The sequence below is a fragment of the Paenibacillus sp. LRG-1 genome, from assembly GCF_057220305.1.
Genome location: NZ_CM170126.1, coordinates 2,687,668 through 2,708,209, shown reverse-complemented (window position 1 = coordinate 2,708,209; position 20,542 = coordinate 2,687,668). Strand labels below are relative to the sequence as shown.

Genomic DNA, 20,542 nt, shown 5'->3' with positions numbered 1-20,542 from the left:
TTAATAGTAGTAAGTACGGCTCAACAGACATTAGGCATTCACTACAGCGAGGAAAATGTTTTATTGGGATGCATGGATGTTTAACCAGCAGGAAAGTTTGATTTACCGTGATGGGTCTTCTTTGTTTTCTAATCTACATCTTTAAAATTTGAACAGAGATCTCAATTAAATACTCTTCATAACCTCTAACTGAAAGATCATCTAACAAAACATCCTCATAAAAAAATCCCTGTAATTCTATGCTCTTATCTTTAGCATAACTTATTATTCGATCATAAGTGTCACATACGCTTGAGTATCCCTCTATATGGTACGCGATTAAATATGTTCCTTTTTCTCGCTTGAAATTTGAATAATTTGATTTTTTACTAACTCTAGTAAAAAGATAATCATAATTGAATGTTTCATTTGTTAAGACTCTTTTAGTATCTCTCATCCAGCCTACTGTATGGGAAGCATCAATACTATAAATGTTCAAGTACTTTTCGTGTTTTATCATAGAATCGTAAATGCTTTTATCATTTGTGTAAGGATCAGCCTCTGTTACTACCAAAAACTCCTCCTTTTTTTCCTCAATAATAATATCAGTTGTAACGATCTCAGTTGCTGCTTGGGTAATTCGTTTCTTCTCTGATATTATATTTTTCATTTTTTGCAGTTGTTTAATTTTAGAATTCAGCATTGCCTCTTCTTTCTCAAGTAGGACAATGAGCTCCTGAGGTGACCTTTTATTTAAATACTCTTTTATCTCTTTTAATGGCATTTCTAATTCTTTAAGTATTGAAATCACTTTAAAAACATCGATTTGATTAATTGAATAATATCTATACCCATTTTCAGCTTTAAATTCAGGAGAAAGAATTCCAAGTCGATCATAGTGAAATAAAGTATCCTTGCTAATACCCATCACTTTTGCAAATTGTCCTGACGTTAAATGAGTTTGAACATTATTCTCCATGAAATCCCTCCTTGACTATGGTGTTACACCACACTTTATTATAACCAAGTAACCTTCATATAGCAGTAGACCATGAGGAGTATCTAATCGAAAGTAATACCTAAATAATTAATCTTGGGAGGATATAAGGAATGAAAGTTCTAGTTACAGGAGCAACAGGAAGTGTGGGGAGTCATATTGTTGAACAACTAGTTGCAAAAGATATAGAAGTAAAGGCATTGTCAAGGAAGGAAAGCAACTTACCTAAAGGAGCACAAGTAGTTCTAGGTGACCTTGATATTCCCGAGACTATACAAGCACATCTCCATACTATAGATAGCTTGTTTCTGATCACTCAGAGTGAACAATCGGACGAAAAATTTATAAAAAACAAAAGAATTATTCAGATGGCAAAACAAGCTAATGTTGCAAGAATTGTAGCCCTGTTAGATTTTGAAGGAAACCCAATTGAGGACGTTATTAAAAATAGTGGAATGGAATGGACTTTACTAAAGCCAGTGGAATTTATGAAGAATGCACTTTACAGTGGTTGGACAGAATCAATCCAAAAAGAAGGGATTATTCGTACGGCTTTCCCTGATAGTTTAAGCGCTAGAATTCATGAAGCTGATATCGCTGATGTCGCAGTAAAGGCACTGACAGAAGAAGGCCATGATAAGCGGACATATGATTTGACAGGACCAGAAGCATTGTCTCCAAGAAGTATGGTTAAACAAATTTCTGTAGTTATAGATAAATACATTGATCTTGTTGAAATTACAGAAGAACAAGTAAAACAAGATTGGAAAAGCAAAGGCTATGACAATGAATTTATTGAATACTTTATTATAGGGATTGGGAAAAACCCTCCTAAAGGAGCCTATACCGTTCTACCGACAGTAGAACAAGTTACAAGCAAGCCAGCCAGAACATTTACTCAATGGGTTAATGAAAACAAACATTATTTTGTATAACCCCTTATTTGCTTTTACTAATTACCTAACGGAAAACATTAGCTGAATGAGGAATGGCAAAGAGTAAAACGATACTACATTATACTGATGATCCAAGTAATAGAAACAGCGGCAGCCATGGACGGAAAAATAAAGTCCTAGACTGCCGCTGTTTTATTGAACTCAGTAAAACCGCACCTGTAATTTCGTTAGCCAAATTTTTTCCATGTTCATAAGGGATAATCGGATCTTCAGTACCGTGAATCACCAGCCTTACCTCCATAAAGTACTTTCAGTTCCTCTTCCTTCATCGTAAAAGTATGTTTTTCTTCAGGAAACCGTTTATTCTTCACATCAGCAGTATAAGCTTGAATGGACTCCAATATAAACGGATTCAACGAATGGTATTGTTTTACAAACTTAGGAACACGTTCAACACCATAGCCTAAAATATCATGATATACGAGAACCTGGGCATCCACATCCAATCCAGCACCAATTCCAATCACCGGAATCGAAAGGGCTTTGGTTACTTCTTCTGCAAGTTGTCTTGGAACACATTCCAAAAGAAGAGCAAATGCTCCAGCCGCTTCACATTTCTTAGCATCTTCCAGCAATTTTTTAGCGGCTAATGCATCTTTTCCCTGCACCTTATATCCGCCTAAAACTCCAACAGTTTGCGGAGTCAGTCCCAGGTGGGAGCAGACAGGAATTCCTGCTCTTGTCAGGGCGGCGATATGTTCGACGACTTCATCGGCACCTTCCAGCTTCACCGCATGGGCACCGGCATCTTGAACTAATTCCCCAGCATTGATTAATGTATCTCTAACAGACAAATGATAGGTTAAAAACGGCATATCCGTAATGATAAATGTATCCTTCGCTCCTCGTTTAACAGCTTTCGTGTGGTGAATCATGTCTTCGATTGTAACTGGAATTGTTGAATCGTAACCCAGAACAACCATTCCAAGCGAATCACCAACCAATATGACGTCAACGCCCCCTTGTTCTGCAAGCTTTGCAGAAGGATAGTCATAGGCTGTTAACATGACAATCTTTTCATTGTTTTGCTTCATCTTCAACAAATCTGTAGTTTGTTTCAACGTATTCCCTCCTCCTCAATTTAAATGTGACATATATTCAAATGCTGTTGTTCCATATACACTTTTAAAGTGTTTATTTAAATGGGTTAAATCAACAAAACCACATTCTGCTACTGCTGAATAAATATCTCTATTTTTTTCTATTAACTGCTTTGCACGTTCGATCTTGCAGTTAAGAAAGTATTGGTATGGTGAAATTCCAGTATGAGCATTGAATAATCGGATAAACTGAAATTTCGATAAATTAAGCTCTTTACATATCTCGTCAAGTTTAAGTACATGTTCTAAGTTGGTATGAATCATATCCTTCGCTATTCGAATTAAAACGTTCTCTTTCTTATTGTCTGTAGAAAGATTGGTTTGAAAAAGGCTATCCGTCAAGGATAAAAGTAATTCGCTACACAAAGCCTCATCTTTTTCGCTTAAGATAGCCTTAGAAAGACTTAATATTTTTTGTTCAAGGCTATAGTCATACACAATTGGCGTTGAAAACCGTACGATATCCTTGTGCTCAATAATCTCTAAAAGCAATTGTGGCTCAATATATAGCATGACATAATCAAGCCCCACCTTATTATGTGCCATTCCGTCATGCGCCTGTTCTGGATTAAAAAGCATCACACCATTTTGATAGGATAACTGTAAGCTGCCATCCAAGGTATACTCTTGAATTCCACGCAATGTTACGCCTATTGCATACTCCATGTGAGAGTGCTTCTTATACTTAAATTCAGAAAGACTTGCTGATAATGCAGTAATACCTGCTGATTTCTTATAGATAAATTTGTCCATTTCAATCACCCCTAACAAGCTTACCTACATCCATATCATTATGGCCGCATAGGCTAAAAATAAGGCCATCATTATATTAACAGTCTTTTTATGCTTCTGTAAAAACTCCTTGAAGATTGCACCGAAAAGAACCCATGTCACAAATGCTAAAAAACCAATAAGCGTTATAGCGACAATACTTATCGTCACCGCAGGTATTGCGATATAGTGGGGCATAATAAAACTAGGAATTACAGTCATTGTAAATAGTACTACCTTTGGATTTAGAAACTGCATAAGGAAGCCTGACATAAAGGTAGCTGATTGGTTTACGGTTGGATTGGATGTATCCATTTTGTAAACTTGATAGGCGAGATAGAACATATAACAGCTTCCAATTATCTGCATAACAATTAAAATTTTCGGTATGATCGTTATAAGCATCGTATTTAATATAGCAGAAATAACAAGTAATAAACCAAAAGCTAGAGTTGCTCCATACGTATATTTCATTGCTTTTTTTGCCCCAAAATTATGGACTGTAGATAGTATAACGATATTAGTTGGACCTGGTGTAAAAGTGGCAATAAAGCAGTAAATTAAAACAGATGTAATATTCATGAGGAAAACTCCTTTAACGTATTCTCATGAAATAATACATCTTAAGATAAATGGCATATAGTATATTATTGCAGGTATTGTACCCTTCGTAGTCACCCTTCTGCTACGCTGTTTGCTATATCAAAATTTCCCTTATCCAAGAGTTGCATCGTCAGTTCCTTGTTGTCCGTAGCTGTCTTCAAAAATTACTTAGCCCGAATCCTCTACCGTTAAAGATGTTTTTAACCTTACCGACAACAAACATAATCATGGATTATTGTGGTATTATTTCGGATTATTGTTAATACTACGTATCTGAGGAGGGTGAAAATGAAGTTACATACCAAATTTTCAAGACAATTATGCCAGAATATCGATCTCATTTGTGACTTCATGGGAAACAGTTCGGATTTTATTGTTCGTGAGATCACGACTGGCCATAAACACGCCGCTCTTTTTTATTTGGATGGAATGACTGACATGCAAAAGGTACAGGACAACGTGATCCGTCCGTTGCATGATCGTGTTTCCTCTGACGAGATCACTTTACCGTTATTGAAAAACGCAATTTTGGACATTGGTGAAGCAAGCTTTACTCAAAACTTTGAAGATGCCTTGGAACAGATCCTCTCAGGTGGTCTTCTCCTACTACTGAACGATACGGATGAAGGATTGGTCATTTCTTTGCCTGGATGGGAAGAACGCAGCATTACGGACTCGAAGACGCAGCCTGTGGTCAGAGGTCCGCAAGAGTCGTTTACAGAAACTTTACGTACGAATACGACTATGGTTCGTCGAAGGGTGAAGGATACAAGAGTACGTCTAACTACCATAAAAGTTGGCGAAAAAACCAAGACCGATATATCGGTCATGTATTTACATGAGGTGGCTGACCTAAAAAAGGTGCAGGACATGATATCCAGGTTAAAGGACATGCATGTAGAAGGTGTGCTTGAAAGCGAATATTTGGAAGAATGTCTCCAAGAAGATAAACAACTCACGATATTTCCGCTCTTTTATAATTCTGATCGCCCAGACTCTATTGCAGCAGGAATTATGGAGGGGAAAATTGCGATATTTGTGGATGGATCTCCCTTCGCCATCCTTGCACCTGCGGTGTTTGTAGATTTCCTTCAATCCGCAGAAGATTATTATCAATCCTTTATTTACAGTAGTATCATTCGAATATTAAGGTATATCTGCCTGGCAATCTGTATGTTGGCTCCCTCCATTTATGTCGCATTAACGACATTCCATCAGGATATGATTCCAACAGTTTTGTTATTAAGCTTATCCGCGCAACGTGAAGGAGTTCCGTTTCCAGCATTTATTGAGGCGATGATCATGGAAGTGGTTTTTGAAATTCTGAGGGAGGCAGGTCTTCGTATGCCACGGACGGTCGGTCAAGCCGTTTCTATTGTTGGGTCAATAGTAATTGGCCAAGCAGCTGTAGAAGCAAACATCGTTTCGGCTGTTATGGTCATTGTTGTTGCAATAACTGCCATTTCGAGCTTTGTCATTCCCTCGTACACCTTTGCCATTCCTATCCGTATATTACGTTTCGCTTTCATAGGAATAGCCGCTATGTTTGGTGTGTACGGATTGACTGTTGGTATCCTCATGCTCTTTGTGCATCTGAATGGACTTCATTCATTCGGTGTACCGTATTTGAGCCCCTTTGCCAATTACAAATCGTCGGAGCAGAAGGACGCAATATTGCGTTTTCCATATAGAACTAAAAAAAAACATCGCAAAAACTAAAGGAGTAGACCATCATGAACTCGTACCGATCCACCATTTTGTTACTGTTAATGTGCACCTGGCTAATGGTGTTTCTTACGGGTTGCTGGAACAATAAGGAATTGAGCGCAATTTCCGTCGTGATGGCTATGGGTATTGATGCAGTGGATGACCAATATGAAGTCAGTCTACAAGTGGTTGACCCATCGCAAATGTCTCGGAATTCCCCCATGGAACGGACGCCAACGATCGTTTTTTCCAAACGCGCCGATACCATATTTGAAGCTATTCGAAAATTAACAACGGAATCCTCCCGAAAATTGTATATGTCCCACTTAAAATTTGTAATTTTCGATGAAAAAACAGCAAAAAAAGGAATCAAGGAGCCGCTGGACTTTCTATTCCGTGATCATGAAGTTCGGCCTGATTTCTATTTGGCGGTTGTCAGAGAAAACTCGGCAAAGGAGGCCGTTACTTTTGTAGCTCCAACCGAGATCTTGCCTGCAATGGATATGTATAAGGCATTAAGGCTTTCTGAAAAAGCCTGGGCTCCCACTTCCGCGGTCAATGTAAAAGATCTTTTGCAGAAATTTACGGAGGATGGCATTGAACCAGTCCTCACCGGTATTCGACTGACAAACCTAGAAAAAGGCCTAACTATTGATAATGTGACAAAGTCGCCCCAACATGTTAAATATTTTTTCACTGGAATTGGTGTTTTCAAGGGCGATCGACTTCTCAATTGGATGGATGATTCACAAAGTAAAGCCTTTACCTATATATCCAACCGTGTTTCCAGCACCGTAGCTTCCATCGATTGTCCGTATTCCAATGGAAAATTTGTTGTTGAAGTAATCCGTTCCAAAGTAAAAATGCGTCCAGAAATAATAGACCATGAGCCGCACATTTCTCTTATTGTGGATACAGAATCCAATGTCGGAACGGTCTCGTGCAATGCCAACCTTAAGAATGAAGAGACATTTAGAGATCTTCAAAAATCAGCTAAAGAGCATCTGGAACAGTCTTTGAAGGAAGGCATTCGAAATGCACAACACATCGGTTCCGATATATTCGGGTTTGGAGAAGCTTTTCACCGCAAGTTCCCGCGTGAATGGCATAGATGGAAAGAGGATTGGTCACAAAAATTCCAAACGCTTAAAGTGGATATTCAGCTCAATTATCGTTTGATCCGGTTCGGAGAAATCGCCAGTCCAATCGATATGGGACTACACAATCAGGAGTGAATACATATGCTTTATGTGATTCTCGTAAGTTCCATTTTAACATCGCTGTATGAGTTTAAAAAACTCAAGAAGAAACAATATGTGCGTGAAATTGTATTCAGCTCGGTATTGTTGACTATAGGCGTTATATTGATTATCCTACGGATCGCCAACATTGAATTGCCGACTCCACTGACGGGCATTCGAATCCTATTCCAACCAGTAAGCCGGTTACTTATAGAAATGTTATCTTAAGGGGGCATTGGAATGAATTCCAACTTGACCGTTAGACAAGCTATTATGTGGTTTACATTATATCAAATAGGAAGCGCATATCTGGTGCTCCCAGCGGCAATTACTGCTGCCGCTAAACAAGATGCCTGGCTCTCCATCCCAGTCTCCTTAGGTTTCCATCTGTTATTGATACCTTTATATGCCTCCATCGCTAGGCAAATACAGGGGAAATCTTTCGTAGAGCATCTCCGTTGCCTCTTCGGTCCCTTGGGCGGGACGATTAGCATCGTTTTCATTTTTTTCTTTCCCTTTCTTGTGTTCATCATGACGCTTCGAAATCTAGGCGACTTTATCACAATAGATATTATGCCGGAAACTCCCTCCGACGCGATATATTTCATCATGCTTATAGTCATTTATTTCGCCGTTCGATCAGGCCCTGCTGTAATTGGCCGTTGTGCGGAAATCCTGTTTTTTTTCCTTCTGGTTCTATATCTTTTGGTCAGGATTACCCTTCTTCCTGAGACCAACATAAATAATGTGCTCCCTATTTTTGAGTATGGTTTGAACCCTATCGTTCTCGCTTCGTTCAATTTGTTTGCCTTTCCCTACCTTGAAGCAATTCTGTATCTTTTTTTTGCACAGTACATTCCCGATCCAAAGAAGTGGAGAAAGACAGTGATTACATGTGCTTTGATTAGCGGCGGCATGTATTTTTTCATGGTTCTACAAATAATCGCCGTGATGAGTGAAGGTGTTGTATCTAATTTGACGTTTCCTACTTATTTTATTAGCCGAACAATCAGTAACGGGGAGTTTCTTCAACGGTTTGAAATTGTCGTTGCAGTGTTCTGGTTTGTTACCATTTTTTTCCGACTCGCACTGCTTTTATATGTTTCAGCGCAAGGGCTTGCAGATGCTTTTCGTCTTCGAAGCGCTAACTCTCTCTTAGTTCCTCTGATCCTAATCGCAATGGCAATGGTTCATTCTATTTGGCCAAATATGCAATTTTTAATCAAGTTTTTTTCAGTATGGCCTTTTTACGCCATGATTTTCGGTATCGTGTTTCCTATTGTGCTATGGCTGGTGGGTAAGGTAGGCGGCTCGTTGAAATTCCGTAAAAAGTATCACTAAAGTTGCATTGACCGTATGAACATACTGTCCAATTCCAGCCTCTCCACCACGTCCAAAGGACATGGAAGACGCCTATTGGGCTAGGGGACTTGCTCTTGTTGTAATCATTATTGCAATTTAGCAAGAAGTAACTCCAGTTCCTCCCTCTCCAGATGTCTCCATTGCCCACGTTCCAGATGATCCAAGGTAATATTCATAATTCGAATACGTTCCAACTTTAGCACCCTGTAGCCCAAGGCCTTGCACATTCTGCGAATTTGCAAGTTCAGACCCTGCGTCAAAATAATGCGGAACTCGTATTCGCTCGTACGATCAACCTTGCACGGTTTAGTAATGACGTTCAATATTTCAACGCCACGAGACATGGCCTGCGTAAACTCGTTTGTAACAGGTTTGTCTACAGTCACTATATATTCCTTCTCATGACCATGCTCGGAACGCATCATTTGATTGACAATGCTTCCATCGTTGGTTAATAGAATGAGTCCCTCTGACGCTTTATCCAGCCTGCCAATGGCAAAGATACGTGAAGGATAATTGACATAACTAATAATATTGCCAGCCACTTGCTCCGCTGCGGTACAAACAATGCCTATAGGCTTATTCAGAGCCAAATATACAGGTTCAATGGAATTAAGCGGAATAGCTTTTCCATCAATCAGCACGATATCCTGTGGCTCTACTTCTGCGCCCGCTTCACAAACATTTCCATTAATCGTAATTCGTCCTGCTGCAATCAACCTATTGGTTTCCCGACGTGAGCAAAATCCTGTCTCACTTATGTACTTGTTAATTCTCACGATTCACCTGCTTCTGATTATAATATGCGAGTATAAGTAAAATAATTAAAAAAACACCTGATTGTTCTTGCTTAATCAGATGTTCGCCGTTTACGACAACTTATACTTTCCCGGCTTATTTGCTACTGCTGCCGCCGCTTTTATTCCTTGTTGGTTTGGCAGTGCCGCCTTTTGTACCACCTGCCGCTTTGCTTCCCGGTGCGCTTGTAGAAGCGCTTTTTGTCCTTACTGGCTTCGCAGTTTTGTTCCAGCGTGTCCAGCCCTTACTACCTGTACCTCTGCCGGTCCCGCCGCCCTTGCTTTTTCCACCCATATGATCACTCCATTACTAGTCGTTCAGATTTAACTAAGCTATCATACCATTACTTTGATCATAATGCCCATTTGTTTTAAAAAATTGAAGCATAAACTGTGCCAAATAAAGGAGCACATAATCATGTGAAAGCTCACACATGTTATTGTAGGCCGCGAAAAAAGCTTTCTTTTCCCCCACTTAAATGGCTAATTTTCTCTAGAAAAGAAGGATACAGGATGAATAATGACGTAAGCCTGTTTGTGGTTCGTCACGGTATTGGGACTGGTAATGAGCCGGATGCTCCGCTCAGAGTTCCAGAGGGCTTCGAGCAAGCCAAGCAGTTGGCGGATTTTCTACTGCATATGGATGGCTTGCATGTAGACCGTTTGATTTCCAGTCCGTATAAACGAGCTTGGCAGACAGCGGAAATCATTGAAGAACGATTAAACATCAAACTTGATCCACCTGAAGATCGTCTTAGAGAACGAGGGGTGCCCGAAGTTACGGCTGAAGAGTCTGAAAAAATGGTTAACACCCGGGTCACTGCCTTAACGGAAGAATTGCTGGAGAGCGGTCGACACACCTTTCTGTTAGTCACCCATCGCTTGATCATAACACTCCTGCTGCATCATTATGCTCCAGATTTTATTCTGGAGGAAATCACGAATCCGGATCTCTATCTTTTAACTTTTAGTGATGGAAAATGTCAGGCGAAGCATTTGTGGAGTACAGAGTAAACTGTTGTAGTTTAATTCAAAAAAAACTGGGAGGTCATCTAATTATGCAAGGAATGCTCGAAAGAAATCGCATCACCGCTGTTACCAAACCCGACGTATCCAACATGTCTGTTTGTATCGAAAATGTGAAAAAGGCGGTTCTCTCCAATCTTCAGGGGCCGGCAGCCCCTACGGATTATCACCAATTGATGGGAAGACTCCATGCGGCAAAAGCCAAACTGCCGAAAATATATCAGGAAACGGTCGCGATTCCGTTTATTAAGGAATTGGACAAGCTTGGGCAACAGGGCTTCACTGAAATTTTGATTCAGGACCCAAGTAGAACTAGAGCTGCCGGACTCATGCTGGATATCGCTCAGAGCATTCTGCAAAACGGAGAAGGCTACAATGCACTTGCGACCGATGCTTTTCAGGAGATTGTGAGTGACCTGTATGACGGTTTTCTTAGCGCAGAAGATCGTGAAGGAATAAAAGAACCGGATCTCAGTATTATTCCAGCACTTGTTAAATGGGGAGAGCCGGAAAATGGCCCGTACACATGGCCCGCTGATGCCACAGCAGTATTTAAAGTGCAAGCAGCGATTGTCAGTCTTCCTCCTGCGCATGCGACAAATGGACTGCTGGCTTGGTCCAGTATCCCGCATGAAGTATGTGGTCATGACATTTTGCATGCTGATCTGGGTCTAATTCAAGAGTTGGCCAATGTCGTTAGAAACAGATTAAACAGCGAAAACATCGGACAAGGACTACCGGACTACTGGGCTTCCCGCATCGATGAAACCGCCTCGGATGTATTGGGTGTCCTTAATCTGGGACCAGCAGCTGCCATTGGCTTAATCGGTTATTTCCGGGGTATGAATGCCGCCTTTTCGGGAAGAGCTCAACTTCGAAATGAAGGACCTACCCGTGATCCACATGCTGCAGATATTTTACGGGGATATTTGGGTGCCTACGCCACTGCACTTTTGGAATTCGACCAAGCTGGAGCATGGGCAGAAGTCATTGAATCGGAAGTCGACAAGGATCTATCAAGTATTAAGCTTAACGGCAGAGCCATCGACGCTAATACAGCAAAACGTTCTGCACGAATTGTAGCTGAAGCCATTATGAAGACTAAACTTGCAAGCCTTGAAAATCACAGTCTGGATGAAATCCAAAACTGGAGAAACGAGGATGAGAGCGTCGCCGTACTTTTACGTACCTTGCTGCAAACCACCGGTTCTCTTACCGACGAGCACCGCTCTGGCTTCTACGCCGCGCATGTGGTAGCTGCTGCTGTTACTGAGGGACTTTCCCGGGAAGCGGATCTGCAGGTTATATTTAATCGGATGCTGTCCCTGTTAAAGCTGATGCACGATACCAATCCTGCTTGGGGACCACTTTTCGTACAGCATCCCGGCGATATTTCACGTCATCTGCTCTATCACCCTGCCACTCCAAACCTGATTTCCCTCTAAACAAGCCATATAATAACCCGCAAAATAGTTTGCTTAAGAGCAAGCAGTCTTTTTGCGGGTTACTTTAATTCTAATCCCTAAAAAAGACGCTAACATCCCCCTTAACGGCTACACGTTAGAAAGTCAATGAACACTTAGTATTTTTGCTTCTGCACAGGCTAATAATGATAGGTGAGAATTTGCAAGTAAAAAATCAGCCATAAAGGAGTGAAACACATGTCTGTTGATGTTTATCTTAACTTTAATGGAAACTGTCGCGAAGCAGCGGAGTTTTACGCAGAGGCATTTGGGACTGAGAAACCACATATCATGACGTTCGGTGAAGCACCACCCAATCCCGATTATCCTCTACCAGAAGAAGCCAAAAATTTGGTCATGCACACGCGGCTTCAAATTGATGGTAGTAATGTCATGTTTTCAGACGTTTTTCCTGGTATGCCTTTCGTAGCCGGAAACAACATCAGCCTCGCCATCGTCAATAAGGACGAAGAGAAAATTCGATCGTACTTTCATAAGTTAAAAGAAGGGGGGACCGTAAACATGGAGCTTCAAGAAACATTCTGGAGCAAATGCTACGGTAGCCTTAAAGATAAGTTTGGAATTGAATGGCAATTGAGTTATGACAATGAAGAATCGCCCAAAGAACAATAAAAAAGACGTTAACCCAGCCATATTTTGCATGGACATGGGTTAGCGTCTTTTCATTATGCATTTAACTGGCTTTCGACAGCAAGTAAAGGAAATAAGGGGTAACCAGTATGGTGATAATAATTCCGGTTGGAATATCAGCTCCAAAACTAATCGTCCGAGTAAGTGTGTCAGCAATCAAAATGACGAGTGCACCAACTAATGCCGTCGTAGGTAGCAATAGCTTATGATTGGGTCCTACTAGCTTGCGTGCTAGATGGGGACTGACCATGCCTACAAAAAAGAAATTTCCGCCAAGTGCCACGCTACCAGAAGCGAGCGCAACGGCAGCAATCGTCAAGCCGATAAACTCCCTTTTAATTGCTACGCCGAGCCCCGATGCTGTCTGATTCCCCAAATTCAACGTATTGAGTGTGTTCGACCTGTAAAAAACGTAAAAGCAAATGATAAGCACCCACGGGAGCAGCACCATAATATAGCTCCAGTCGTCCCCCCACAGGTCTCCAGCCTGCCATCTCAGAGCAAAGTCATACTGTTGCTTGTCTAGCCGGAGTGTCAACATCAGAGATAATGCGCTGTAGCCACTGCCCATAGCGACACCGGTTAAAATTAAGCCTGTAGGCGAGATGTCTCTTCCCCGCCTGAAAGCAAACATAAAAATCAAAAATGCTGCCGTAAGGCCGCCTGCAAAAGCCAGTCCTGGAAGAAGAATAGGCGATAGCAATCCTTCACTAGCGAACAACGTAATATACATAAGTACAAATAACCCTGAGCCTGAGCTGATGCCGAGTGTCCCCGGGCTGGCCATGTCGTTTTTGAGCAAGCTTTGCATAATACAGCCTGATATCCCCATGCCAATACCTACCAATATAGAAAGCACAATACGTGGCAGTCGAAAGTCAAACACGATCAGGTTCTGTTTGCTCGTTCCTTCGCCAATGATGACCTTGAAAACTTCGAGTGGAGAAAGGTTCATTTTCCCAACATTCATACTGAGTACAGCCACTAGCAGCGTCAGCACTACTAACAGTAAAATAATGCTAATCCCCCTGGTATTACGGGACAGTTTCAACTAAACTCCCTCCTCTGCTTGCGCACAAGGTAGAGAAAATAGGGTACGCCCACCAAGGCAAAAATAATGCCAAGGGGTGTTTCGTGAGGGCGATTGATCAGTCGTCCGAGTAAATCCGCCGCCAACAGAAAGACTGCTCCATACAAAGCTGAGGCCGGGATAATATACCGATAATCCGTTCCGACCAGATGGCGCATAATGTGTGGCACGATCAAACCAACGAAGCCAACAGGGCCGACCACAATAACCGATAACCCTGTTAAAATTAATACAATTAAGGTTGAAAACAGCTTAATCCTATTCGCACGAATACCCAAGCCTGATGCCACATCCTCCCCGAAGCTCAAAATCGTAATCGAGGGAGAAAGCGCGATGGCACAGACCAAACCCACTACAAACAGTGGCGCAATGAAAGCTAATTCGCCCCACTTGGCACTGGCTGTACCACCAGCAGACCAGTAATCAAGGGCTTGGCCAATCTCATACTTAATAGCGATAAACGTACTAAACGCACCAAAAAGCATGGAGATGGACATTCCTGCTAACACCAGTCGCTGAGGCGTCATTCCTCGCTTGCCTATAGAAGCGATGTAATACGTGATGCCAGTAGTGATTGCTGCACCTAGGCAAGAATACAGCATAGTTTCTCCGTAGGTACGACCAGGCAAAAAGGCCATACATAACGCAATAGCAAATGTCGAGCCTGAACTTATGCCAATGAGTCCCGAATCCGCTAGTGGATTACGAGTGGTTCCCTGCATAATTGCCCCACACACAGCCAAGCTGCACCCTACTATGATATCTGCCACGGTACGTGGAAAACGCAAGGTGTGAATAATCTGATGTTCCGTAATGTTGGGATCAAACTGAAATATAGCCCCCCACGCCAGCTTCAAGCTCATTTCCGCAGCACCAAAGGTAATAGATGCTGCGGTAACCACCAGGAGCAGGAACACGCCCATGATCATATAGCCTATAAAATGAAATATTCCTTTTTTATTTGGTTCTTTGTGAGTAGACATCGATTACACCCTTAGTTGGTCAATTATGCAACGTTACTTAGTCTGTTCCAGCAATTTGCTAATAATATAATCTAGCTGCCCCGTCATACTAGCAACGTCGGAATAATAGAACAGTCCTGCATATTTCGCTGGAATTTCGATGATATGTCCGTTTTTAACGGCTGGAATACTGCTCCAGATTTTTGTCTTCGCATATTCGGATTCCTTGCCTTCCTGCTTAAACCAAAGGACATAATCTCCAAAGTATTCAGCAGCTACCTCGTAGGATAAAGAACCTCGACGCTCTCCGGAGCTTTTAACCAATGTGTTGAGCTTTTCCGGTTTGTGAAGTCCAAGATAATTGTAAAGCAACGTTCCTCCACGTGAGCCTGTTTCATAATAAATTCCATAGGAGCCACTGCCCCAGTCCTCGAAAATGCTAAACGTTTTGTCCTTGAATATGTCGGAATTTAGTTTTTCTTTGGCCTGACTCAGCTTGCTTTCAAACAGTGAAATCACTTTGTCTGCTTCTGCTTCATGTCCTGTGGCCTGACCAAGAAATTTCAAACGTTCTAGGGAGGTCATTTTGTCCTCAGGTATCACAAGAACAGGCGCAATTTTAGAGAGCTTATCATAATCCTTTGTATCATATGTAATGATGAGATCAGGATCATACTTCATAATTTCCTCAGTTTCCCACTTTTCGATATTGGGGATGTCGTTAAACTTATCGTAAAAAGGCATCGTTTCTTGTTTCCACCCCATGACTGCGGCCGGCTTAATCCCTAGTGTAAATACATCGCCAACATACCAGTTCACGACTACCCGTTGAGGATTAGCGGGCACCTTCACATCTCCTTTTACCGTAGAGACTGTACGCGTATCAGAATCACTGCTTACCTCTTCCTTCGTGGGCGACGCGGGTTTAGCAGATGAATCAGAGGAACTGCCAGCATTCCCACAACCTGAAATAACAAAAATCACTACGAATAGTGCACATAAAATCATGTGAAATTTCTTGTTCATCATACGATGCATGTTGTAAATCTCCTTTGAAATATAGTAAGTGCAAAACATACTTAAAATTAGTGATAATGATTATCAATATCACTAATATAAAATTGTAAATTTTATATTAGTGATTGTCAACTGTTTCTTTATTTTTTTGTTTTACTTTAATGGGTTCTCCAGTGCTCCCCTTCTATTCGCTTCATGCCATTCCTGGTAGATTCCTCCAATTTCATAAAATGCTTTGTTCATTGCAGTTGTCAGCTCCTTCGTGATTTCCTTGGTATATTTTAAATGAGTATTTATGTTATCCACTTTATATTTGCGAAGCAAATTTAGATGAGCAATGATGTGAATTGTATCTTCGATGATCCAATAAATCACATCCTCTTCCTCTTTCGTAAGCTTGTTCAGCATCTGTATGCCTCTTTCATACATCTGGAGCGTATAACCCCGCTTGCCCACTTGCACATACGGGCTCAGATCATCATAAAAATCCGTACGGAAAGGTCGTCTTACATATTGCTCATACTGGTCTTCATATATTGAAGTTTGTTCAAGCTGTTTAATAGTCATATCTATGAGTTCTTGTTCGCTATATATTTTTTTCATCAGATTTTCCCTTCCCTTTCTCTACTAAATAAATTCAAGTCATAATCATGTTAGATCACAAGTGATGCAATAAGAAGTCAAATTCTTTTTTTACCAACCATTAACAATTCTGTTTGATGCAAACGATAATTAGAATAGAGGGAATTTCCTCAATATATCCAACTGAAGGAGACAGGCGAATGAATAGAGTATGGACGAAAGCATCAGCTATTCTATTGGTAGTGGTATCCTTAATATTCAACGGAACGTACGCACTCGCAGCTTCGGCAACATCAACGTATATCGTTACGTTTCAACAAGCAACCTTGGTATCCAACGATCACGTAGGCAACGAATGGGCCATTGCTGCCCAGGTGGCAGATCAATCCATTAGTGAAGGTAACAGCGTGAAGGTCAAATCGAATGGTAGCATAAAGCTGTATGCGTATGCCGAGGAACAAGACAAAATTCCTGATGAAGGCGAAGCCACCAAGAATGTAAAGGTCTCCTCGGTTTCTGCCAAAGGTTCTACCGTTAAGTTAAGAGTGACGGTTACTGAAAACCGTGGACGTTATTCAGGTCATCAAGCCGTTTGGGAATTTACGTATAAGATTAAGAAACAATAATAGAATGCTAAAAAAAGACCGTCACTCCCAGGAGCGGCGGTCTTCGCTTTTACAAGTCGCTGTAACTGGGCACGTACCATTTCGGTATATAGGTTTGAAAGTAATTATACGCCTCCAAAACCTCTTCAGCTCGTTGCACCATATCGTCTACCTCTTCTTTGCCAAATGGAATGGCCCAGTGAATCGATGAAAGCTGATTGCTTGCAATATACAGAGCCATTAATCTAAAAAATAAATCAGGTACATGGTTATTAAAATAACTGTGGATACGGCCCGAAGCGAATAAAGGACTTAATGCTGCACACCAGGTAATTCTATTGAATTCCTCCCAAGGATCACCATAATCCATTCTATTAAAATCAATGATACCCAGTTCACCAGATGGGTTAACCACCATATTGCCTACATGATAATCTCCATGCTGAAAAGTCTGGGGACGATTTTCTAATAGATGGCGGTTTTTCTCAATAAAGCTTATGGCTTGATCTGCTCCCTTTAGGGGAATACCGCATGACTTATAGTTTGTAATATATCTGTTGATTTTGGCATTATAATGTTCAGCCCATGGGACTCGATCTTGCTCCGCATGAATCTCATGCATTTTTTTTAGTGCATCTCCTGCCTGAACTCCGAGTTGATACTGTTGTGCTGCGGTTAACGTGGGGATAATCTCTTCAGCATCTTTCCCTTCGATCCAGGTGAACAGAGAATACACAGATTGACCATCATGACAAATCCCAAATTCAAGCGGCCGGGACATGAACAGATTCTCCACGTGATTCAACTTTGTTACAGCTTCAAACTCGCATTTCTTTTTATCATAATGAACCATATCCGACATTCTTAGCAGCAAGTCCCTACCGTCAGTGGTTTGAATATAATATTTTTTGTCACTAGACCAGCCTTTATGAATCTCTTCCACGCTGCTCCACATGCTGGCACCCGGTATTTCACTAAAGAGTCGATTCACGCTCATCCCCCCACGTTAAGATAGCCTTACTTACTATATTTGCTTTCCATAGTTTACCTTTGAAATGACAGAGGAATCAATCTTCTTCCAGGAAAAACTCAAATAAAAAAGGCTGAAAAGACAAGTCGTCTCTTCAACCTCAATATTCACTGGGTTGCCATCGTGAACACCCATCACTTGTATTGTCAAATTAGTAAGAATAAGAAAACTCATGTTTAAATTCGTCTACCCGTTGAATGGTTTTCAAAATATTGCGACCTTCACGTGTGCCATCAATAATACGACGAGCTTGTTTACTATCCCCGATATTAATAACTTCTACTTGATGTTCTTTACCATATTCGAGCAAGCTGTCCATCAGCGGACTGTATGAACGCATACCCAAGCATACGAATCCAAGGTCAAAAGGAATCTCAAACTCCTGTTCTCCATGCTTTACTTTGAAGCGGTCGCTACACACTTCTGTCAAAGCTGTTTCCGTATGGACGTTCACTTCCTGCTCCTCTACCATTTTCATCATGGAAATGCGAGTAATCATATCCAGGTCTTTACCCAGTAGCGGCATCATCTCAATGATGGAAACCTCTTCTGCTCCACGCTCTGCGTAATATTCGACGACATCCAGTCCCACAGCTCCGCCACCAACTACAGCAATGCGTTTACCTTCAAACTCCTGGAATTTCTCCATGTTGTGCAAAAGATCAAAGATGGAGAACACTTTTGTGCCCGGTTTGCCCAGTTGTTCATGCAAACCTGCAATTGGCGGAAGAAGTGGTGTGGACCCCGTCGCATTGACAATAATATCAGGATTCAGGGCACTAATCATCGCCAAATCGGCTCGGGTCCCTGTTACAATGTTCAGATTGGTTAACTGTTTGGTGCGTTGAATCAGATAATCAGGGAAATCATTGATACGTGTTTTGTCTGGCAAGCGGGCAATATCACGAGCCAAGCCGCCCAACTCTGGTTTCTCCTCAAAGAGGGTTACTTTGCAGCCTACTTCGGCTGCCGTACATGCTGCTTCCATGCCGGCAGTGCCCCCACCAATAACAACAACCTGAACATTGTTTTTAACACGTTGTTTCCGGTATTCAGCTTCCTTGAACAGATCCGGATTTACCGTACAGCAAATCGGTTTACTTTTGGAGATACGATGATCGGCACAACCAATGTTGCAAGAGATACATTTTCTAAGCAAATGTTCGTAGCCGTTTTGCACTTTAAGCACCCAGTTCGGTTCTGCAATCAACCCTCTACCCATAGCCAGAAGATCAGCGTCACCTCTCTCCAAAATATCCTGCGCAGCCTGTGGGCTCCGAATATTACCTGAGGTCATCGTGACCTTCCCGAATTTTTCTTTTACCGCTTTAGCCATATATGAGCGCCAACCATCCGGCAGGTTCATCCCGTCAATCTGGAACTGGATGGAATCATTCAGAGCAGCAGAAACGTTCAGAATATCTACCTCATCATTAAGATACTCCAATAACTCGAGTGTATCTTCCAGTGTGTTCCCACCTTCTGTGAACTCTTCCGCGCTAAAACGTAAGCAAATAGGGAAAAATGGGCCGACCACTGAACGAATTTCATCAATGACTAATCTGGCAAAACGAGTACGGTTTTCTGCGCTTCCGCCAAATTCATCCGTGCGTTTATTATACATCGGTGAAAGAAACTGACTCAGCAAGTAGGAGTGTCCCGCATGAATTTCAACACAGTCAAATCCTGCTCGTTGCGCTCTTCCCGCTGCTTCTCCGTATTTGCGCACAATGGCGTAAATTTCTTCTTTTTGCAGAGGTCTTGGAATAGCTCCGCCCTTTTTAGAAGGAATATTCGAAGAAGATACAGGCTGAACTCCGTTCAGTCGTCCCGCATAAGCCGAAGCACCCGCATGGTTAATTTGTACAGAAACACAGGCTCCATAAGAATGCAGGGCTTCTGTTAATCTAAACAGTCCGGGAATAAACTGGTCGTTATCCATACGCAACTGGGTTGTTCCGTTTGTACCCATCGGGAAATCCAGACAAACATTTTCTACTGTTATCAAGCCGGTACCACCTTTGGCCCGTTGCACGTAATAGTCAATATGATCCTGAACAAAGCTTCCGTCCATGGCAGCAAAGTTAGTTCCCATCGGGGGCATAACAATCCGATTTTTCAAGGTCATGCGTCGTATGGTTAGAGGTTCAAAGATAGCAGGATAGTGGTTCATTGTTCTTCCTCCTTGCGAGTTTACAAATTTCATGTTCAAGCTTCCATTAAAGCATTCTCATATGTGATTTTTTTCACTTTTGGGAATATCGAGATGTTATTGAGTACGATCATTCCTTATGACTTGATTTTATATCATCTAATCCATAAATTCTAATGCTATTTTATGTATCAAATCATAGTTTCAGTCTATAGATTAACTGGATTTAGACATAAAAAAGGAACAATCCTATGAGAAATGTTCCTTTAGTGTGAAAAATCATGCTTATATTCCGGACCATCTACCGATCCGTTCTTTTGAAACCGTTGGGTACACGCTCCAAAATCCCTTCCCTAACATATCTGTCCAGCAGCCCACACATTGTGGCATATCCATTTTTTCTGAATAAAGGTACGTAGGCTGTGGCTTTAGGAGAGATTGGAAGTTGTGA

21 protein-coding genes and 1 pseudogene are annotated in these 20,542 nt (G+C 41.5%); 9 read left to right on the top strand and 13 right to left on the bottom strand.

The window, feature by feature from the left end; translation table 11 throughout:
• Window positions 1-133: 133 nt before the first annotated feature.
• Window positions 134-958, bottom strand: coding sequence for a MerR family transcriptional regulator (locus tag ACUUJN_RS12155; protein WP_484669671.1), 825 nt, complete (start codon window positions 956-958; stop codon window positions 134-136).
• A 131-nt stretch (window positions 959-1,089) separates the two neighbouring features.
• Between ACUUJN_RS12155 and ACUUJN_RS12150 the strand changes: the two genes are divergently transcribed.
• On the top strand, window positions 1,090-1,911 hold the full coding sequence (locus tag ACUUJN_RS12150) for an SDR family oxidoreductase (RefSeq protein WP_484669670.1): 822 nt from the start codon (window positions 1,090-1,092) through the stop codon (window positions 1,909-1,911).
• A gap of 160 nt (window positions 1,912-2,071) precedes the next feature.
• Here the strand turns inward: ACUUJN_RS12150 and ACUUJN_RS12145 are convergent.
• The 4 genes and pseudogenes from ACUUJN_RS12145 to ACUUJN_RS12130 form a co-directional block, all read right to left on the bottom strand.
• A pseudogene (locus tag ACUUJN_RS12145) lies at window positions 2,072-2,161 on the bottom strand (alpha/beta hydrolase); the annotation flags it as partial.
• Entirely contained in the window at window positions 2,142-2,993 is an 852-nt protein-coding gene (gene panB / locus ACUUJN_RS12140) for a 3-methyl-2-oxobutanoate hydroxymethyltransferase (RefSeq protein ID WP_023988508.1), read from the bottom strand. The pseudogene ACUUJN_RS12145 and the gene panB, both read right to left, overlap by 20 nt.
• Before the next feature lie 15 nt (window positions 2,994-3,008).
• Complete coding sequence (locus ACUUJN_RS12135) at window positions 3,009-3,785, bottom strand: AraC family transcriptional regulator (RefSeq protein WP_023988507.1); 777 nt, start codon at window positions 3,783-3,785, stop codon at window positions 3,009-3,011.
• A gap of 24 nt (window positions 3,786-3,809) precedes the next feature.
• A complete protein-coding gene (locus ACUUJN_RS12130; RefSeq protein WP_023988506.1) occupies window positions 3,810-4,385 on the bottom strand; it encodes a LysE family translocator in 576 nt (191 codons plus the stop codon).
• Between the two features lie 309 nt (window positions 4,386-4,694).
• On the opposite strand from ACUUJN_RS12130, the gene ACUUJN_RS12125 reads away from it, so the two are divergent.
• Genes ACUUJN_RS12125 through ACUUJN_RS12110 form a run of 4 tightly spaced genes read left to right on the top strand, consistent with a single transcriptional unit; the run spans window position 4,695 to window position 8,695 of the window.
• Window positions 4,695-6,125: a spore germination protein gene (locus ACUUJN_RS12125; RefSeq protein ID WP_069080125.1), complete on the top strand. Its 1,431-nt coding sequence runs from the start codon at window positions 4,695-4,697 to the stop codon at window positions 6,123-6,125.
• A 14-nt stretch (window positions 6,126-6,139) separates the two neighbouring features.
• A complete protein-coding gene (locus ACUUJN_RS12120) occupies window positions 6,140-7,348 on the top strand; it encodes a Ger(x)C family spore germination protein (RefSeq protein WP_028541361.1) in 1,209 nt (402 codons plus the stop codon).
• A gap of 6 nt (window positions 7,349-7,354) precedes the next feature.
• Window positions 7,355-7,582 (top strand): hypothetical protein, encoded by a 228-nt coding sequence (locus tag ACUUJN_RS12115; protein ID WP_484669669.1) that lies wholly within the window; start codon window positions 7,355-7,357, stop codon window positions 7,580-7,582.
• 12 nt (window positions 7,583-7,594) lie between these two features.
• Window positions 7,595-8,695, top strand: coding sequence for a GerAB/ArcD/ProY family transporter (locus tag ACUUJN_RS12110; protein WP_023988502.1), 1,101 nt, complete (start codon window positions 7,595-7,597; stop codon window positions 8,693-8,695).
• Between the two features lie 107 nt (window positions 8,696-8,802).
• Here the strand turns inward: ACUUJN_RS12110 and ACUUJN_RS12105 are convergent, their stop codons facing one another.
• Together ACUUJN_RS12105 and ACUUJN_RS12100 are read right to left on the bottom strand one after the other, a co-directional pair.
• Window positions 8,803-9,495 (bottom strand): pseudouridine synthase, encoded by a 693-nt coding sequence (locus ACUUJN_RS12105; protein ID WP_023988501.1) that lies wholly within the window; start codon window positions 9,493-9,495, stop codon window positions 8,803-8,805.
• 115 nt (window positions 9,496-9,610) lie between these two features.
• Window positions 9,611-9,808, bottom strand: coding sequence for a DUF3934 family protein (locus ACUUJN_RS12100; RefSeq protein WP_023988500.1), 198 nt, complete (start codon window positions 9,806-9,808; stop codon window positions 9,611-9,613).
• Window positions 9,809-10,026: 218 nt separating this feature from the next.
• On the opposite strand from ACUUJN_RS12100, the gene ACUUJN_RS12095 reads away from it, so the two are divergent.
• The 3 genes from ACUUJN_RS12095 to ACUUJN_RS12085 all read left to right on the top strand — a co-directional run bounded on the left by ACUUJN_RS12095 (window position 10,027) and on the right by ACUUJN_RS12085 (window position 12,635).
• Window positions 10,027-10,527, top strand: coding sequence for a histidine phosphatase family protein (locus ACUUJN_RS12095; protein WP_028541362.1), 501 nt, complete (start codon window positions 10,027-10,029; stop codon window positions 10,525-10,527).
• Window positions 10,528-10,571: 44 nt separating this feature from the next.
• The gene (locus tag ACUUJN_RS12090) at window positions 10,572-11,984 is read left to right on the top strand and encodes a hypothetical protein (protein WP_071558785.1); all 1,413 of its coding nucleotides are present in this window, start codon (window positions 10,572-10,574) and stop codon (window positions 11,982-11,984) included.
• Between the two features lie 216 nt (window positions 11,985-12,200).
• Window positions 12,201-12,635, top strand: a complete 435-nt coding sequence (locus tag ACUUJN_RS12085; RefSeq protein WP_023988497.1) for a VOC family protein — start codon at window positions 12,201-12,203, stop codon at window positions 12,633-12,635.
• A gap of 61 nt (window positions 12,636-12,696) precedes the next feature.
• On the opposite strand, the gene ACUUJN_RS12080 is transcribed toward ACUUJN_RS12085, so the two are convergent.
• The 4 genes from ACUUJN_RS12080 to ACUUJN_RS12065 form a co-directional block, all read right to left on the bottom strand.
• Window positions 12,697-13,704: a FecCD family ABC transporter permease gene (locus ACUUJN_RS12080; RefSeq protein WP_023988496.1), complete on the bottom strand. Its 1,008-nt coding sequence runs from the start codon at window positions 13,702-13,704 to the stop codon at window positions 12,697-12,699.
• Window positions 13,701-14,726, bottom strand: coding sequence for a FecCD family ABC transporter permease (locus ACUUJN_RS12075; RefSeq protein WP_025721067.1), 1,026 nt, complete (start codon window positions 14,724-14,726; stop codon window positions 13,701-13,703). The genes ACUUJN_RS12080 and ACUUJN_RS12075 overlap by 4 nt, the downstream gene beginning before the upstream one ends.
• 33 nt (window positions 14,727-14,759) lie before the next feature.
• Window positions 14,760-15,743 (bottom strand): ABC transporter substrate-binding protein, encoded by a 984-nt coding sequence (locus ACUUJN_RS12070; RefSeq protein ID WP_023988494.1) that lies wholly within the window; start codon window positions 15,741-15,743, stop codon window positions 14,760-14,762.
• 132 nt (window positions 15,744-15,875) lie between these two features.
• Window positions 15,876-16,325: an Imm63 family immunity protein gene (locus tag ACUUJN_RS12065; protein ID WP_028541366.1), complete on the bottom strand. Its 450-nt coding sequence runs from the start codon at window positions 16,323-16,325 to the stop codon at window positions 15,876-15,878.
• Between the two features lie 179 nt (window positions 16,326-16,504).
• Between ACUUJN_RS12065 and ACUUJN_RS12060 the strand changes: the two genes are divergently transcribed.
• On the top strand, window positions 16,505-16,930 hold the full coding sequence (locus tag ACUUJN_RS12060; protein ID WP_484669668.1) for a hypothetical protein: 426 nt from the start codon (window positions 16,505-16,507) through the stop codon (window positions 16,928-16,930).
• A 49-nt stretch (window positions 16,931-16,979) separates the two neighbouring features.
• On the opposite strand, the gene ACUUJN_RS12055 is transcribed toward ACUUJN_RS12060, so the two are convergent.
• Window positions 16,980-17,900 carry an aminoglycoside phosphotransferase family protein gene (locus ACUUJN_RS12055; RefSeq protein WP_053325377.1) on the bottom strand — a complete coding sequence of 307 codons (921 nt, stop codon included), beginning with the start codon at window positions 17,898-17,900 and terminating at the stop codon, window positions 16,980-16,982.
• A 190-nt stretch (window positions 17,901-18,090) separates the two neighbouring features.
• The gene (locus ACUUJN_RS12050; RefSeq protein WP_023988491.1) at window positions 18,091-20,112 is read right to left on the bottom strand and encodes an NAD(P)/FAD-dependent oxidoreductase; all 2,022 of its coding nucleotides are present in this window, start codon (window positions 20,110-20,112) and stop codon (window positions 18,091-18,093) included.
• Window positions 20,113-20,542 lie beyond the last annotated feature (430 nt).

Coding starts and splice junctions, on each gene's coding strand:
- ACUUJN_RS12135 (WP_023988507.1), bottom strand. CDS start 3,785: ATGGACAAATTTATCTATAAGAAATCAGCAGGTATTACTGCATTATCA.
- ACUUJN_RS12090 (WP_071558785.1), top strand. CDS start 10,572: ATGCAAGGAATGCTCGAAAGAAATCGCATCACCGCTGTTACCAAACCC.
- ACUUJN_RS12060 (WP_484669668.1), top strand. CDS start 16,505: ATGAATAGAGTATGGACGAAAGCATCAGCTATTCTATTGGTAGTGGTA.
- ACUUJN_RS12150 (WP_484669670.1), top strand. CDS start 1,090: ATGAAAGTTCTAGTTACAGGAGCAACAGGAAGTGTGGGGAGTCATATT.
- ACUUJN_RS12100 (WP_023988500.1), bottom strand. CDS start 9,808: ATGGGTGGAAAAAGCAAGGGCGGCGGGACCGGCAGAGGTACAGGTAGT.
- ACUUJN_RS12065 (WP_028541366.1), bottom strand. CDS start 16,325: ATGAAAAAAATATATAGCGAACAAGAACTCATAGATATGACTATTAAA.
- ACUUJN_RS12130 (WP_023988506.1), bottom strand. CDS start 4,385: ATGAATATTACATCTGTTTTAATTTACTGCTTTATTGCCACTTTTACA.
- ACUUJN_RS12120 (WP_028541361.1), top strand. CDS start 6,140: ATGAACTCGTACCGATCCACCATTTTGTTACTGTTAATGTGCACCTGG.
- ACUUJN_RS12070 (WP_023988494.1), bottom strand. CDS start 15,743: ATGCATCGTATGATGAACAAGAAATTTCACATGATTTTATGTGCACTA.
- ACUUJN_RS12155 (WP_484669671.1), bottom strand. CDS start 958: ATGGAGAATAATGTTCAAACTCATTTAACGTCAGGACAATTTGCAAAA.
- ACUUJN_RS12075 (WP_025721067.1), bottom strand. CDS start 14,726: ATGTCTACTCACAAAGAACCAAATAAAAAAGGAATATTTCATTTTATA.
- ACUUJN_RS12095 (WP_028541362.1), top strand. CDS start 10,027: ATGAATAATGACGTAAGCCTGTTTGTGGTTCGTCACGGTATTGGGACT.
- ACUUJN_RS12050 (WP_023988491.1), bottom strand. CDS start 20,112: ATGAACCACTATCCTGCTATCTTTGAACCTCTAACCATACGACGCATG.
- ACUUJN_RS12085 (WP_023988497.1), top strand. CDS start 12,201: ATGTCTGTTGATGTTTATCTTAACTTTAATGGAAACTGTCGCGAAGCA.
- ACUUJN_RS12125 (WP_069080125.1), top strand. CDS start 4,695: ATGAAGTTACATACCAAATTTTCAAGACAATTATGCCAGAATATCGAT.
- ACUUJN_RS12110 (WP_023988502.1), top strand. CDS start 7,595: ATGAATTCCAACTTGACCGTTAGACAAGCTATTATGTGGTTTACATTA.
- ACUUJN_RS12115 (WP_484669669.1), top strand. CDS start 7,355: ATGCTTTATGTGATTCTCGTAAGTTCCATTTTAACATCGCTGTATGAG.